This window comes from Microbulbifer epialgicus (assembly GCF_041447265.1).
In the GTDB taxonomy this organism is placed as follows: Bacteria; Pseudomonadota; Gammaproteobacteria; order Pseudomonadales; family Cellvibrionaceae; genus Microbulbifer; species Microbulbifer epialgicus.
Genome location: NZ_JBGMEK010000005.1, coordinates 66,793 through 81,412, shown reverse-complemented (window position 1 = coordinate 81,412; position 14,620 = coordinate 66,793). Strand labels below are relative to the sequence as shown.

The window sequence follows — 14,620 nt, the reverse complement described above, 5'->3', positions numbered from 1 at the left end:
GGGGCACAGAAAACCTAACTGTTGCCAGCACTGTCCACGAATAACGTCAAACGCTGGCCGGGCTGCAAATACTTTGATTTGGTAATTTTATTCCAGCGCAGTATATCGTCGATTTCAATACTGAATTTGTTGGCGATACGATAGAGAGAGTCGCCATTTCTAACTTTGTAAGAGACTTTGCGAGTGGTGCGACTGTTGTTGCCTGATACGCTGCCATAGGCAATTAGGGTGCGGCCGGGGCGCAGGGTATCTCCGGGTGCCATACTGTTCCAACTGGCCAGTTGTTTCACACTTACTTTCAAGCCGCGGGCAATAGCCCAAAGACTATCCCCAGGTTTCACAGTGTAACTGGTTTTCTGTCCCTTTCCCTGTCCGGAGGATTGGCGATTTTTCACGCGTTGATCCAAGGCGTAGGCGTATTGCCCGGTAGGGCCCGACGCACTGGGGATTAGTAGAGTCTTACCGGCACGGATGTTGTTATTGTGAAGTTGGTTAGCCTCGCGGATGGCTGTAATTGTCGTCTGGTATCGCCGTGCGATAGTAGAGAGGGTATCACCACGGGCGATGGTATAACGCTGCCAAGTTACCCGCTGGTCCTCGGGTAGCTCCTTCAATGCCGCCTCAAATAATGCCTGACTTTCGATGGGAATCAGCAGCTGGTGGCTGCCATTTGGATCGGTTGCCCAACGGTTGTATCCGGGGTTCAGCAGGTAAAGTTCATCAATTTCGATTTCGGCAAGGTCGGCCGCCTGAGCCAAGCCAATCTGGCTGCCGACATTGACACGGGCATAGTAGGGTTTATTGGCTACTTCGTGCAAAGGCACTTTATAGTAGTCGGGGCGTGAAACCACCTCTGCCAGGGCAAGAAGCTGAGGGATATATCGCTTGGTTTCCCGCGGCAGCTTCAGCTCCCAAAAACTGGTGCCCTGGCCCTTGCGGCGATTGCGCTCAACTGCCCTGCGTACTGTACCTTCGCCAGCATTGTAGGCGGCCAGAGCCAGCTCCCAGTCGTTATCAAAGCGTCCGAGAAGGTAGCTGAAGTATTTAACAGCTGCGCGGGTTGATTCATGTACATCCCTGCGACCGTCATACCACCAGTTCTGCTTCAGGCCAAATGAGCGGCCGGTAGACGGAATAAACTGCCACATGCCAGAGGCTCGGGCATGAGAGTAGGCAAAGGGGTCGTAGGCACTCTCCACAATCGGCAGCAGGGCCAACTCCAGTGGCATATTGGCTTGTTCCAATTCCTCAGCCACGTGGAAAATATAGCGACGTGAGCGCTCGCTAACGCGCGCCATATAGCCTTCATTGCGGGAAAAATAGGCAATGTAATCCTGGACTTGGGGATCATCGACATGGTGATTGAGGCGGAAGCCGCGGCGTAGGCGTTCCCAGATATCTGTCGGTGGCAGTGTTTCTTCGGGAGGTTGGAACCTGGTGGTAGTATTATTCGCAGTTGTGGTTTCTTCTGCTTGGGGTAATTCGCTCTCGGGCGATGAGCTCTTATTTGGCATTTGTGAGCAGGCCCCGACCGTGGCAGCTAACAAAGCCACGGCAAAATTCTTGTGAACCATTTTTGTATCCGCGAGTATTTCTTTTAATTCCAGACTCAGAGCGCGCCTTGGCGCTTATATTTTGCTGACGCTGAGCATTAGATCATAGCCATAGATTCTAAATAGCCGAAATAGTTTCGGTCAACGCGGGAGAGTAACATTTAAACAATTCGCCCGCAGATGACTCTTATAGGATTCTAGCTGACGGCCTTCGTTTAGAAGTGGTCCTTCCAGTCGCGAAGGCTGGAAAATATCTCGACTTCATTCAAGCCATCAGGGTTTTTGCGTCCCAGGTGATGGGCGCCACTTTGCATAATCTCAGCGATGCCGCAGCGCAAAAACGGATTGGTTGCCTGCTCCAGGGCCATATTGGATGGCAGGGTGGGCTTGTTGGCGGCCCTGAGAGCTTGGCACTGTGCGAGCCTCTGGGTGACCTCTTTATTACCTGGCTCGATAGTGTTGGCAAAGTTCAGATTACCCACTGTGTACTCGTGCGCGCAATAAATGCGTGTTGTAGGAGGTAGGGCGCTTAATCTTTGTAAAGAGTGGAACATCTGTTCTGGAGACCCTTCAAATAGGCGCCCACAACCAGCGGCAAAAAGAGTATCACCACAAAATAGGTGGGTTTGAGTAGTGCCGTCAGCCGCTTGCTCTTCAAAAATGAGTGCAAGGTGGTCCAATGTGTGTCCTGGAATACTCCAGACACTCAGGGGAACCCCCAAAACCGTAAGGCTGCTTCCCTCTACAATTTCATTTGTCACCTCTTTGACGGAAGCGGGCCCAAAGATCGGGCACTGGTAGCGTTTACGCAGTGTGGCAGCGCCGCCAGTATGGTCGAAATGATGGTGGGTAATCAAAATGCCATTCAGAGAGGCACCCTGAAGTGCCTCGACAACCGGGGTGGCCTCACCAGGGTCAACAACCCAATGTTCATCATCCCTACTAAGATGCCAGATATAATTGTCGTTCAGTGCCGGAATGGGGGTTATTAAGAGCATTTTGTTCCTGCCTGCTTACTGAGTTTGAAAACGATACCATGTAAATAAAGTGTTAGTGTGCCGAGAGAGTTTTCGGTGCTCGACATTTGGCATTTTCTCTGCTGGTAAATGACGTTACGCTATTGAGCTGAACTTGCGCGGGTGCTGTGTCGTGAATATTTAGGTGAGGTTGGTTTGAGACTCTGAATGTAATGGTTTCCAATAGGAGATTAAATGACTGAAAAGTCCAGGTCGCAGAGCGACTGGGAGCTGCCGTCACTGGCAAAGGCATGTCCGGCGTTGTCTCACTGGTTTTCCAGTAGCTTGGGGCAGGAAATATTGTCCCAGCAACTGGCGCTTAGCCAACCTCTGGTGGAGGGGTTCTTTGGGTATCATCTCCTGCAGGCAGGGGTCACCGATGCAGTCGACTTTGCCGTCTCCAGCCGGATCAATCACCGTTTCCGTCTAGCTACCTGCTCAGAGCAGGTTGGTGCGGCTCAGGTGGAACTGGAGCATTTGCCGCTCCCATCTGAATCTATAGATGTTGTTCTATTACATCATCTGTTGGATTTTTCTGTGCATCCTCACCAGGTTCTGCGGGAGGCCGCCCGGGTGCTGATACCCGGCGGTCATATGTTGCTCATGGGGTTTAACCCTTTTTCCCTTCTCGGTTTATCACGGCTGTTGTTTTCCCGGGGAGCCTACCAAAAGGGCAATCAATTGCGTGCAGCACGGGTTGCCGATTGGATGAATTTATTGGATCTTCAAGCTGAGGGGGTTCATCGGGGCTACTTTCGGCTTCCTTTGCAGCAAAAGGAGCTTCTCGCTAGAACTGCCTGGATGGAGCGTTTAGGCTCCCGCTGGCGCTTGCCTTGGGGTGGCTTTTACATCATAGTCGCGCGCAAAGAAGTGGCGCGCATGCGCACCATAAAAATTAACTGGCGCACTCGGCGGAAGCCCGTTTTGGTAGCCACCCCAACTAGCCCCCGCGTAGCGGCGCGGGGGAAGTATCAGAAGCGTTGATCCTGTGGACCTCCACAGGATTCGGCTTCACTCCTACTTTGGCATTGATTTTGAAACAAATTACTATTTATACCGATGGTGCCTGTCGCGGTAATCCAGGACCAGGCGGCTGGGGAGCCCTACTGGTTTTTGGGGACTTGGAGAAAGAATTGTTCGGAGGTGAGTCTCATACCACCAATAACCGGATGGAACTGATGGCGGCAATCCAGGCCCTCAAGGCACTGAAACAGCCGTGCCAAGTTGATCTGCATACTGATTCACAGTATTTGCGGCAGGGTATTACTGGCTGGATTAATAACTGGAAGAAAAATGGCTGGAAAACGGCCAGTAAGAAACCGGTCAAGAATGCCGACCTCTGGCGCCAGTTGGATGAGAGTGTTACCAGGCATCAGGTGGAGTGGCACTGGGTGAAGGGCCACGCTGGTCATCCTGGTAACGAACGGGCGGATCAGTTGGCCAATCGCGGTATTGATGAGCTCAAATCCTGAGGGGGAAGTAGAATATGCGTCAAGTTGTGCTCGATACAGAAACCACCGGCCTTGACCCCAAAAGTGGCCATCGGATTATTGAAATCGGCTGTGTGGAACTGGTAAACCGTAAGCTCACCGGACGTCATTACCACCAGTACATTAATCCGCAAAGGCAGGTGGATGACGGCGCGATTGAAGTCCATGGAATCACCAATGAGTTTCTCGCTGATAAGCCGGTCTTTGCACAGGTTGCTGATGAATTTATGAGCTTCTGCGAGGGAGCTGAGCTGGTCATTCACAATGCTCCCTTCGATGTTGGCTTTATCAACGCTGAACTGAAAATACTGCGGAGCCCGCGTTGGCAAAGTGTAAATGCGCACAGTACTGTCTTGGATACCCTGGCGTTAGCACGGGAGAAGCACCCAGGTCAGAAGAATAATCTGGACGCTCTCTGTAAGCGCTATTTTGTTGATAATTCTCAGCGCGACCTGCACGGTGCTTTGCTGGATGCGGAGATCCTCGCCGACGTTTATCTTATGATGACTGGCGGCCAGACGGATCTGGTGCTCGGCGGCAGTGATACACAAAACCCGGAGGATAGGGAGCAAGGCCAGAGCGAGGCAGCTTCCACAGCAGTTCGCAGGCTTTCCCCGAACAGGCCTTCCCTATCTGTAATTCAGGCCGGTGCAGTTGAAGCAAAAGCCCATCAGTCCATGTTAGAACTATTACAGAAGTCTGCGGGTAAGCATTTCTGGTAAACAAAAAAGCCCGCGTATAGCGGGCTTTGATCGGGCGGTTTAATTTCTTCAACCGTTCCAGCGTGGGTCACTTCCTGTTGCCCATACTAACTTCTTTTGTTTCATATTGCGTAAATCACGCAGGTCAAGGCTACGATGCTGAGTACGATGGTGTACGGCAGGGCCATCAATACCATGCGCCCGTAAGATAAGCGAATCAATGGGGCCAACGCAGAAGTCAACAAGAATAGAAAAGCTGCCTGGCCATTGGGTGTTGCGACACTGGGCAGGTTGGTTCCCGTGTTAATGGCGATCGCCAGTTTGTCGAAGTGCTCCCGGGTAATATCGCCAGCAGTAAGCGCTGCTTTTACTTCATTGATATACACCGTAGCTACAAACACATTGTCACTGATCATGGACAGAATACCATTGGCCAGGAACAGCAGGGCGGGCTGCTGTTCAGGCTTCTGCGAAAGTACAAAATGGGTTACCGGTTCAAATAGATGCTGCTGGTGAATTACCGCCACGATGGCAAAAAATACTACCAGTAGCGCAGTAAAGGGCAGAGCTTCTTCAAAAGCGTGACCGATGCGGGCCTCTTGCACAACCCCGTTAAAGGAGGTCAGCAATACAATAATCATCAAGCCGATAATACCGACTTCCGCAACATGGAAAGCCAATGCGAATACCAGCAATAGGGCAACGATACCTTGTACCCAAAGTTCTGCAACTTGAGCTGGGGTACGCTTTTTTTCCTCTTCCCTTGAGAAATTCAGCAGGACTTCACGAACCGCGAGGGGAAGTTGGGCACCATAGCCAAGTATTTTGGATTTTTCCAAGATTACACAGGTAATAAGTCCGGCGAACAGGGTGGGGATGGTTACAGGGGCCATCTGCAGGAAAAACTGAAGGAATTCCCAGCCGGCTTTCTCTGCGATCAACAGGTTTTGTGGCTCACCTACCAGGGTACACACACCTCCAAGGGCTGTGCCCACTGCACCGTGCATAATAAGGCTGCGTAGATAGGCGCGAAATTGGTCCAGGTCCTCTCGGTGGTACTCTACGACATGTTCATCGTTGGAGTGGTCGTGATCATGATGGTGATGGGGTTGTTGCGAGGCAACCCGGTGATAAACTGAATAAAACCCTACAGCGACCGCAATCAAAACGGCAGTTACTGTAAGTGCATCGAGAAAAGCTGATAGCACGGCAGCCACTGCACAAAATAGTAGCGACAGCATGCTTTTGGAGTTCACATTAATCAGAATTTTTGTGAATACAAAAAGTAGCAGGCTCTTCATAAAGTAGATACCGGCCACCATAAACATCAGCAGCAGTATGACTTCAATATTCTCGATTACCTCGTGATAGACAGCATCGGTGCTTGTCATCCCCATTAAAACAGCTTCAATAGCGAGTAGGCCACCGGGTTGCAGTGGATAACACTTGAGTGCCATTGCCAAAGTGAAAATGAATTCTCCAATGAGTACCCAGCCGGTGGTAAAGGGGCCGCTGACATAAAGTATTAATGGATTCAACAGAAGAAAGGCAGCTATGGTCAGCTTGTACCAGTCCGGGGCCTCACCGAGAAAATTATCCGCAAAAGCTCGGCCAAAACCGTTTCCGGCGGCCGTAAGTGTATTGTTGTAGGTGTTCATCATTTACTTCCCTGGTTAACCCTGTATTTGGGTCAAATTGGAGTGTCGGGTGGTCCCTGCCCTTTGTGACATTGTGGGGAGCCCCCAGCCACGATGTTTCCTTCCTTTGTGTTCAACCTATACAGGTTGGTTGTTTTTTGTGCGCAATCAAGAAAAAGTGCACCGCTGTACACTTGAAAGTAGCAAACGCTACTGGGTTTTCCGGAAAATTCAAGTAATTTAGGAGCGGCAGAGGACGTCGCAAAGGATTTGTCGAATATTCGGTGGAAAATATATGCGGAAAGGTGGACTCTTTCCCCTATTGGTATAAATTGCCCCTTATCAAGCTAAAACCCCAGGTTTTGGTTGTTTTTTGTTCGGTTACAGGAAGAGTGCAGCGGTGCAGGCAAAGAGTGAATTGCGAAAGATCAACATCACTTCTGTCAATGTAGTCAAGGATGAGCTGGTAGTAGCAATAGACAGTGCTGCCTCTCACCTGGATAAATTTGCAGCGGAGACCACCCAGAAGCAGGCGCTGGAGCAGTGTCTGGCTGCTTTAAGGCAAGTGAGCGGGGTGCTACAGATGGTGCAGCTTCACGCTGGCGAGTTGCTTACCCAGGAAAAGATTACAGCTTTAACCGAGGTCCTGGAAGGGCACCAGCAGGCTACCGAAGAGCTATTGGAGGCTCTGGGTACTGGCTTTTATGTGTTGGGCCGCTATCTGGACTTTGTACAGAGTCGCGCCATTGCCAGACCTGAGCTATTGATTCCTTATATAAATAACTTGCGAGCTGCGCGTTCCCAGCCACCGGTGCCGGAGAGCCATTTTTTCCGTTGTAATCTAGATGCCTCTATTCCAGCTATCGGCGCATCAGCTGTGATGTCTGAGGACTTACGAAGTTTTGTTCGCAGATTCCGCCATATGTACCAAGTGGGCCTTTTGGCACTTTTACGCGGTAAGCCCCGTGGCCCTGCTTTCACCATGATGGCTCGTGCACTGGAGCGTATTGCCAGTATTACCACCGGTCGCCCTAACGGGCGTCTGTGGGTAGTGGCCGGTGCTGCCCTGACGGGCATGGCTTCCAGTGAAATGCGTATCAGTCGTTCACGGGTGATGGTATTTAGCATGTTTGACCGTTGGTTGCGTGCACTGCAAAAGGAGTGTGATACCGCTCTGGACCAGCCAGCACCACCGATACTATTAAAAGAGTGTATCTATTGGCTTGCTCTTTCACGACCCGCGGAGGCTGGGACCAAGCTTCTCGAGATTTTCTCGGCCGAATCCCCCGAATATACAGAGGAAGAACTGGAGCGGGAGCGCGCGAGCTTGGGAGGCCCCGGCGCTACCGCAATTTCCGCTGTTGCCAGTGCGCTGGATGAAGAGTTATCCAGTGTGCGTAGGATGCTGGATGATATTGAGTTAATTGGTATTTCAGGTATTGATGAGGATGATGGCTTGGCCGGTGTGTTGCAACGGGTTGCAGGTACCCTGCAAATGTTGAACTTTAAACGTGTGGGGGAAAGCCTGCGCAACGCGGTAGCTGAGTACCAAAGTGCTGCAGGAGCTGGTGGATCTGTTGCAGAGTCGGCCCTGCAAAAGCTTACTGGCCAAGTGCTGATGGTTGATAGTACGGTACGCGCCTTAAAACAGAGCACCTCCATTGACCTTGATGAATATGGCCACGCGGATATTGCATTTGAGCACAGCCAGTTGGCCGAAGCAGAGGTTGCAGTATTGAAAGAAGCAGAGGCGGGACTTGCGCTAATTAAGCGGGCGCTGGCTGCTTATGCGGAATCCGGATTCGACCACGGTCATATCCGCAACGTTTCTACTACCCTCAATTCAGTGCGTGGAGGTTTGATCGTACTTAAATTGCAGCGCGCGGCTTCAGTAGTTCAAGGGTTACTCAATTTTGTCGAAACGGTGGTTGATCGCCACGATTCGGCGCCCGATGTTGAGCGGTCACTGGAAATTTTTGCCGATGCCATTATCAGCCTCGAATATTATCTAGGTGAGGTGAAGTTGCACCGCCAGGCAGATGTCCAGTCTTTGAATCTCGCGGTGGAGAGTCTGGCCGCACTTGGTTACCCTGTTGAGGCGGCTTAAACAGGAGGTTCTCTTGGTTGATCGCTTTGAGCCCGCCGTAAATGTGTGGGCGGTTCCCGAATTTTCTCAGCAAATTATTGTGGCTCAGGGGCTGGTACTTTGCCGTGGAGACCAGTTTATTCATGAGGTCGATCTGCTCCAGGCCGAAGCTGTAGTTTCCAGTCATTACCTAGGGAAGTTAAGTGGGCGCAGCTGCGGTGTTCATGTCTTGTCCGGTCAGCAGGATATTCGTGGGCATGAATGGCGCAATCTGCGCAGTTTGCTGACTTCCACAGAAGAGCATTTATTTGCCCTGGCTGGGCGTGCGCTACAAGTGGCTTACTGGGACCGTGATCATCGCTTTTGTGGTCGTTGTGGCTCTGCTACTCAGTACCACTCCATTGATCGGGCCAGGACTTGTCCAAATTGCCAGCTGACAGTTTACCCGAGAATTTCCCCCTGCGTAATTATGTTGGTTACCCATGGCGAGCAATGCCTGCTTGCTCGCCATGCTAACCGCAGAAATATTACCTACACCGCGCTGGCAGGGTTTATCGAGCCGGGAGAGAGTGCCGAACAGGCGCTCAGGCGTGAAGTCCGTGAAGAAGTGGGGCTTGAGGTGGGTAAATTACAATATGTCGACAGCCAGCCCTGGCCGTTTCCTGGTCAGCTGATGTTGGGGTATCTGGCTGAATGGCAGGGTGGAGAGCTTTGCCCGGACCCGAATGAAATTGAGGAAGCGCAATGGTTTCACTACCAGTCCTTGCCGGCAATCCCACCTGTACAAACCCTGTCGGGTCAGCTGATTCACACATTTTCTGAGCAGGTGGTTGCTAGAGTGCGACCATAATTTGCACTGGCTGCGTCCAAAGAGAGATATGGAGATGAATCAAAAATGTATATCGCAATTACTTTCCTAATAGCCATATTGGCGTTACTACTGGTTTTTTGGGGAGTCCGGGTACTTCTTAGCGGAAGTTGGGTGATGGGTTTTCTGCGTGGTTCTGTGGGCTTGATCTTTTTCGGTTTGGCCTTATGGATAGTTTTGGTGGCGGCTGATGTATTTAGCTATCGCAACCTGGCGCTGGAGCATAGCGTAGGTATCGTATCGTTCAGGAAGATTACTGAACAGCAATATGAGGTCAAATTTTCTGATGCCGATGGTATTTCGCAAAAATTTGAATTACATGGAGACCAGTGGCAATTGGATGCCCGGATGTTGAAATGGCAGGGTCCTCTTGCGCGTTGGGGGGTACAGCCGGCATATCGACTGGACCGCTTGAGTGGCAGATACCTGACCTTGCAGGATGAGCGAGCCAGGGAGCGTTCGGTCCATCAGATTGACGGCACTAATTACGGAGTGGATGTTTGGCAGTTTGTTCGAGGGGTAGATAAAACTCTTTCCTTTGTCGATGCAGTATATGGCAGCGCAACTTTTTTGCCGATGGAAGATGGAGCGGTTTATGATGTCCGTATAAGCCATAGTGGATTGCTTGCGCGACCACTAAACCAGCAAGCAAGCTCCGCACTGGATGGTTGGAAGTAAAACGGATAAATAAATTTTTGAATTTTCAGTGTAGCAATCTGGAGTGTAAGTGGAATTTCTAATTGAGTACGGCCTTTTCCTGGCAAAAATCGTCACTGTGATTGTGGCCTTGATGGTGTTAATCGGTTTTATCTTTGCCAATCGTGAACAATTGAAAGAGCGTGTGCAGGGACATATTAGTGTTACGCACTTGAACAACCGTTATGAGCAGTTTAAAGAGGCTCTGCTCGAAGCGGTGATGGAGAAGCATGAATTTGCACACCGTAAAAAGAAAATTGCAAAAGAAAAAAAGGCTGAGGAAAAGGCCTTGGTGAAAAGGCATAAAGCTGAGGCAAAAAAGAAAGCGGCAAAAATTGGCGATAGTGAAAAAGCTGACGCTGATAGTTCAGTTGCGCGAACAGAACATACGGCGAAGCAGTTAATAGAGTCGTCTGAGGATCGAAAGCGTATTTTTGTAATGCACTTTAATGGAGATATTAAAGCCAGTGCGCTCGCCCATTTGCGGGAAGAAATTACCGCAATTTTACAGGTCGCGGTAGCTGGTGACGAGGTGCTGCTTTGCCTGGAGAGCCCGGGTGGCATGGTAGCCAACTATGGCCTAGCGGCCAGCCAACTGGCGCGTGTACGCAACGCCGGTATCCAGCTTACCATTGCAGTAGACAAGGTTGCAGCCAGTGGTGGATATATGATGGCCTGTGTTGCTGATCGTATTCTCGCGGCGCCGTTTGCAATGCTGGGTTCCATTGGTGTTCTTGCGCAACTACCTAATTTCAATCGATTACTGAAGCGCCACGATGTGGATTATGAGCTGTTTACCGCTGGTGAATACAAGCGCACAGTAACCATGTTCGGAGAGAATACGGAAGAGGGTCGTGAGAAATTCCAGAGTGATCTGGAAGAGATTCACGTGTTGTTCCAGCACTTTGTCAGCGAATACCGCCCGAGTCTGGATGTAGCCAAAGTTGCCACCGGCGAAGTCTGGTTTGGTCAGAAGGCCCTGTCTCTTGGGCTTGTCGATGAACTGAAAACCTCTGATGAATACCTGACCCACTGTGCAGCGAACGCAGACCTCTATCAAGTGGAGTACAAGGAAAAGAAAAATATCGCTAAGAAAATGGGGCTGGCTGCAGAAGCTGGAGTAGAGTCTGTGCTGACACGGCTATTTTCAAAGTTGACCGCCTGGCGCCATCACGCCCAATAAATGGTGGGGTTGAACCGGAGCCGTTGGTAGATGAAAAATTTCAGGGATGAGGAGTTTCGGGCTATCCAGGTGAAGGAAGTTGCCAAGGGAAAGTTCGACCAGCTATTAGTGCGAAGGCAGGTTCGAGATTTACCAGATAACCCACTGTTGCTTGCGGTTTCCCACTCCTCCCTGAATTATAAAGATGCCATGTCTGCTTTTGGTAATCGCAGCATTACCAAAGAGTACCCCCATACACCGGGGATTGATGCGGTGGGCAGGGTGGTTGATGACCGTAGCGGTACTTTTAGTGTTGGCGCGGAATTGTTGGTCACGGGCTATGATTTGGGCATGAATACTTCGGGCGGGTTGGCGGAAATGATCGCCATTCCCCCCGGATGGGCGTTAAGCCTTCCCCAGGGACTGAATGCCTGGGAGTCAATGGCGCTGGGAACGGCAGGCCTCACGGCAGCTTTATGTGTAGAGAAGCTTCTCGAGTCTGGTGCGGTGCCGGAGGATGGTGAGGTGCTAGTGACTGGGGCCACAGGTGGAGTTGGTTCTATTGCAGTAGCACTTTTGTCCAAGCTAGGGTTCCGTGTAGCAGCGGTAACAGGCAAGCTTGAAGCTGCAGATTTCCTGACCGGATTGGGGGCTTGGAAAGTCCTGGATCGGGACACCCTAGCCCCGTTTGCCAGTAAGGCTATGGCAAAGCCCCTATGGGCGTGGGCGATTGATACGGTAGGTGGTGATACGCTCTTTAATGTTATCAAGTCACTGGACTATGGAGGTGGCGTAGCAGCTTGTGGTATGGCCTCTGGAGCACAGTTCCATGCCAATGTATTTCCTTTCATCTTACGTGGCATCAGTTTGCTAGGCGTTGATAGCGTTGAGTTGCCAATTGAGAAAAAGGCGGCAGCTTGGCACCGGCTGTCCAGTGAGTGGCATATCGGTGATCAACTACACCGGATTGCAGAGGATATTTCTTTGGAGCAGTCGTCGGAGTTTCTTGCCCGTCTTCACCGTGGGCATGGAATTGGCCGCTATGTAGTTGATATGTCCCTGTAGACAACTACCTAATTTGGAATAATAAAAACTGTGTTCCGGTTGTGGGTTGAACTGAATAATTGGCCGCATATAAGCAATGGCATTTGTTTGTGTGCTTTTTTTTCAATAGCCTTATAGCAGCTCCTGCTATTTGCAGTCTGTTTTTATTGGAAGAACACATTGACGAAAGGTAACAGCGAAACCTTACTCCAGGGTGAAAATAGTGCGCTGGTTCTCTCTGGTGGCGGTGCCCGTGCGGCATATCAAGCAGGTGTGCTAAAAGCCCTTGCAGAGGTAGTTCCAGATGATAATCCGCGACCCTTTAAAATAGTTTGTGGCACATCCGCAGGTGCCATGAATGCAATGATGCTGGCTTCACATCCTGGAACTTTTAAAGAAGCTGTCGATACAATGTGCTCCGTCTGGATGAACCTCAGTGTAGAGCGGGTTTATCGTACCAGTTGGCACAGCCTAATTAGCAATTTATTTTCGATCAGTCTCTCTCTATTCAACCAGGGGGTTGGGCGGGAAAAGCCCCTGGCACTTCTTGATAACGCACCACTGCGAAATTTGCTGAGGGAAGTTATTGACTTTGGCAATATCCAAAAAAATATTGATGCAGGGCATTTGCATGCGACCTGTGTCAATGCACTTTCTTACAGTGAAGGCGAGTCAGTTAGTTTTTATCAAGCTGCTGAAAGTGTGCAGAGTTGGCAGCGATTCCGACGTTTTGGCGTGCCCACAGAGCTGACTGTAGAGCATTTATTGGCATCGGCGGCTATTCCCGCAATATTTCCCGCAGTGAAGATAGACGATATCTATTTTTGTGATGGTGCTATACGTCAGATGGCCCCTATCAGTCCGGCACTACATCTCGGCGCCAAGCGGGTATTTGTCGTTGGGGTGTCAGATAATCGCTCCCCAGTGCATTGGGGCAGCCGAAAAAATGATAGGCAAATACATTCCCCCTCAATGGCCCAGATTGCTGCCCAGTGGTTCAACGCGGCCTTTATTGACAGCCTGGAGGGTGATTTGGAACACATGGATCGGGTCAATAACTTGCTGGACTCCGTGGAAAAAGACAAATATGCAGATTTGGCACCGTTGCGGCCGGTTGAGTCGGTGGTGATTGAGCCTTCGCAAAGCCTCGCCCGGTTGAGTGGTAGAAAGTTGCAGTTTCTTCCCCCGGCGTTGCGCTGGCTATTCCGATCCACTGGTGCCACCAGCGCCGGGGGTGGTGTTTCAGCTGCCAGCTATCTACTTTTTGAGAGACCCTATATTGAGGAGTTGATTGAGCTTGGATACCAGGATGCCATGTGGGAGAAGGATAAGTTGAGGTATTTCCTAAGACCTTTACCGGAGATTCAGGAGGAGAAGAAAAGCTTTTTTAGCAAGCGGACCAAGGGTACAGAGGAGCAAGCTGGGCAGGATGATCAGGGCTGACCTGGCTAAATCTAGGCTCGGCAAGAGTTTATGGATAAATATAGAGTTTAATTGGGGGCTGTCTTTAACCGGGTTTTTGTACTTTTTCTTTTCAACTTGGAGATGTATAAATTTGTCCGCTGCTCAGCTGTAATGGTGTGGCCAATTTAGTTGACACAATAATTCTCTGAATCCTCCCCTCGGTGTCGTGCCAAGTTCTAATCTTCTTTTACTGACAGGGTGGTCCAGCTCCAATTTGACTGCATGCAATAACAGGCGCGCACTCCCAAAGTGATCGGCAAAAAAACGATTATGGCTGGATTTCCCATATTTTGGGCAGCCTATTAAGGGGTGGTGAATATGTTTGAAGTGTCTGCGAATTTGGTGACGTCGACCGGTTTTTAGTTGGATTTCAACCAGAGAGTAGCGGCTGGAGGGGTATCGGTCGACCTCATAGGGCAGCTCTATGGTGTCAATTCTGCGAAAAAGGGTGATTGCCGACTGGCGGGGCAGTTCGGCTTTTGGACGTTTTCGCTGGTGTTTAAAATCGGCGACCGGAGGTAATGGATAATCAATGGTTCCCAGTTCCGGGCAGTAGCCTCGGCACACAGCAATATACTTTTTAACAGATTCATTGCTCTCCAGCTGTTGTTGCAGCTGAGCGGCGGCCTCTCCGGTTTTTCCAAAGATAATGACCCCGGAAGTTGGCTTGTCCAGCCGGTGTACCGGAAATAGAAGGTGACCACTCAGGTCTCTCAGGTGCTGTAATAGAATGCGACGCTCATGGCGGTCTATTTCTGAGCGGTGCACCAGCCAACCCTCCGGTTTGTATGCGGCCAGCAGGTGTTCATCCTCAAAAATAATTTCCGGCTCGTTGTTCATCGGTTCTATTCGAATATTTAAAAATGTGCATTGTATGGCGGGACGGGAATTATTGCATTCGAG

General features: G+C 50.5%; 13 protein-coding genes. 9 read left to right on the top strand and 4 right to left on the bottom strand.

Features of this window, described 5'->3' with window-relative positions; all coding sequences use genetic code 11:
- Positions 1-14 precede the first annotated feature (14 nt).
- Together ACCI49_RS04185 and gloB are read right to left on the bottom strand one after the other, a co-directional pair.
- The gene (locus ACCI49_RS04185) at positions 15-1,574 is read right to left on the bottom strand and encodes a LysM peptidoglycan-binding domain-containing protein (protein WP_371837722.1); all 1,560 of its coding nucleotides are present in this window, start codon (positions 1,572-1,574) and stop codon (positions 15-17) included.
- Positions 1,575-1,768: 194 nt separating this feature from the next.
- A complete protein-coding gene (gene gloB, locus ACCI49_RS04180; RefSeq protein ID WP_371837721.1) occupies positions 1,769-2,551 on the bottom strand; it encodes a hydroxyacylglutathione hydrolase in 783 nt (260 codons plus the stop codon).
- A gap of 213 nt (positions 2,552-2,764) precedes the next feature.
- Between gloB and ACCI49_RS04175 the strand changes: the two genes are divergently transcribed.
- From ACCI49_RS04175 to dnaQ, 3 genes are read left to right on the top strand one after another with little or no spacing between them, the layout of a single operon-like run.
- Positions 2,765-3,553, top strand: a complete 789-nt coding sequence (locus ACCI49_RS04175) for a class I SAM-dependent methyltransferase (protein WP_371837720.1) — start codon at positions 2,765-2,767, stop codon at positions 3,551-3,553.
- A gap of 50 nt (positions 3,554-3,603) precedes the next feature.
- Positions 3,604-4,041: a ribonuclease HI gene (gene rnhA, locus ACCI49_RS04170; RefSeq protein WP_371837719.1), complete on the top strand. Its 438-nt coding sequence runs from the start codon at positions 3,604-3,606 to the stop codon at positions 4,039-4,041.
- A gap of 14 nt (positions 4,042-4,055) precedes the next feature.
- Entirely contained in the window at positions 4,056-4,781 is a 726-nt protein-coding gene (gene dnaQ / locus ACCI49_RS04165) for a DNA polymerase III subunit epsilon (RefSeq protein WP_371837718.1), read from the top strand.
- A 101-nt stretch (positions 4,782-4,882) separates the two neighbouring features.
- Here the strand turns inward: dnaQ and nhaB are convergent, their stop codons facing one another.
- A complete protein-coding gene (gene nhaB, locus ACCI49_RS04160) occupies positions 4,883-6,418 on the bottom strand; it encodes a sodium/proton antiporter NhaB (RefSeq protein WP_371837773.1) in 1,536 nt (511 codons plus the stop codon).
- Positions 6,419-6,797: 379 nt separating this feature from the next.
- Here nhaB and ACCI49_RS04155 point away from each other — a divergent pair, with 379 nt between their 5' ends.
- The 6 genes from ACCI49_RS04155 (at position 6,798) to ACCI49_RS04130 (ending at position 13,696) form a co-directional block, all read left to right on the top strand.
- Positions 6,798-8,504, top strand: coding sequence for a FimL-related protein (locus ACCI49_RS04155; RefSeq protein WP_371837717.1), 1,707 nt, complete (start codon positions 6,798-6,800; stop codon positions 8,502-8,504).
- Between the two features lie 13 nt (positions 8,505-8,517).
- Positions 8,518-9,333, top strand: a complete 816-nt coding sequence (nudC, locus tag ACCI49_RS04150; protein ID WP_371837716.1) for an NAD(+) diphosphatase — start codon at positions 8,518-8,520, stop codon at positions 9,331-9,333.
- Between the two features lie 45 nt (positions 9,334-9,378).
- Positions 9,379-10,029 (top strand): cation/multidrug efflux pump, encoded by a 651-nt coding sequence (locus tag ACCI49_RS04145; RefSeq protein WP_371837715.1) that lies wholly within the window; start codon positions 9,379-9,381, stop codon positions 10,027-10,029.
- Between the two features lie 49 nt (positions 10,030-10,078).
- On the top strand, positions 10,079-11,230 hold the full coding sequence (gene sohB, locus ACCI49_RS04140) for a protease SohB (RefSeq protein ID WP_371837714.1): 1,152 nt from the start codon (positions 10,079-10,081) through the stop codon (positions 11,228-11,230).
- A 30-nt stretch (positions 11,231-11,260) separates the two neighbouring features.
- Complete coding sequence (locus ACCI49_RS04135) at positions 11,261-12,274, top strand: YhdH/YhfP family quinone oxidoreductase (protein ID WP_371837713.1); 1,014 nt, start codon at positions 11,261-11,263, stop codon at positions 12,272-12,274.
- 159 nt (positions 12,275-12,433) lie between these two features.
- Entirely contained in the window at positions 12,434-13,696 is a 1,263-nt protein-coding gene (locus tag ACCI49_RS04130; RefSeq protein ID WP_371837712.1) for a patatin-like phospholipase family protein, read from the top strand.
- A gap of 123 nt (positions 13,697-13,819) precedes the next feature.
- Here ACCI49_RS04130 and ACCI49_RS04125 read toward each other — a convergent pair whose 3' ends face one another.
- Complete coding sequence (locus ACCI49_RS04125; RefSeq protein WP_371837711.1) at positions 13,820-14,557, bottom strand: pseudouridine synthase; 738 nt, start codon at positions 14,555-14,557, stop codon at positions 13,820-13,822.
- Positions 14,558-14,620 lie beyond the last annotated feature (63 nt).

What these genes read in the sequence shown, in the direction of transcription:
- ACCI49_RS04185 (WP_371837722.1), bottom strand. Translation starts at nt 1,574, where the DNA reads ATGGTTCACAAGAATTTTGCCGTGGCTTTGTTAGCTGCCACGGTCGGG.
- gloB (WP_371837721.1), bottom strand. Translation starts at nt 2,551, where the DNA reads ATGCTCTTAATAACCCCCATTCCGGCACTGAACGACAATTATATCTGG.
- ACCI49_RS04175 (WP_371837720.1), top strand. Translation starts at nt 2,765, where the DNA reads ATGACTGAAAAGTCCAGGTCGCAGAGCGACTGGGAGCTGCCGTCACTG.
- dnaQ (WP_371837718.1), top strand. Translation starts at nt 4,056, where the DNA reads ATGCGTCAAGTTGTGCTCGATACAGAAACCACCGGCCTTGACCCCAAA.
- nhaB (WP_371837773.1), bottom strand. Translation starts at nt 6,418, where the DNA reads ATGAACACCTACAACAATACACTTACGGCCGCCGGAAACGGTTTTGGC.
- ACCI49_RS04145 (WP_371837715.1), top strand. Translation starts at nt 9,379, where the DNA reads ATGTATATCGCAATTACTTTCCTAATAGCCATATTGGCGTTACTACTG.
- ACCI49_RS04135 (WP_371837713.1), top strand. Translation starts at nt 11,261, where the DNA reads ATGAAAAATTTCAGGGATGAGGAGTTTCGGGCTATCCAGGTGAAGGAA.
- ACCI49_RS04125 (WP_371837711.1), bottom strand. Translation starts at nt 14,557, where the DNA reads ATGAACAACGAGCCGGAAATTATTTTTGAGGATGAACACCTGCTGGCC.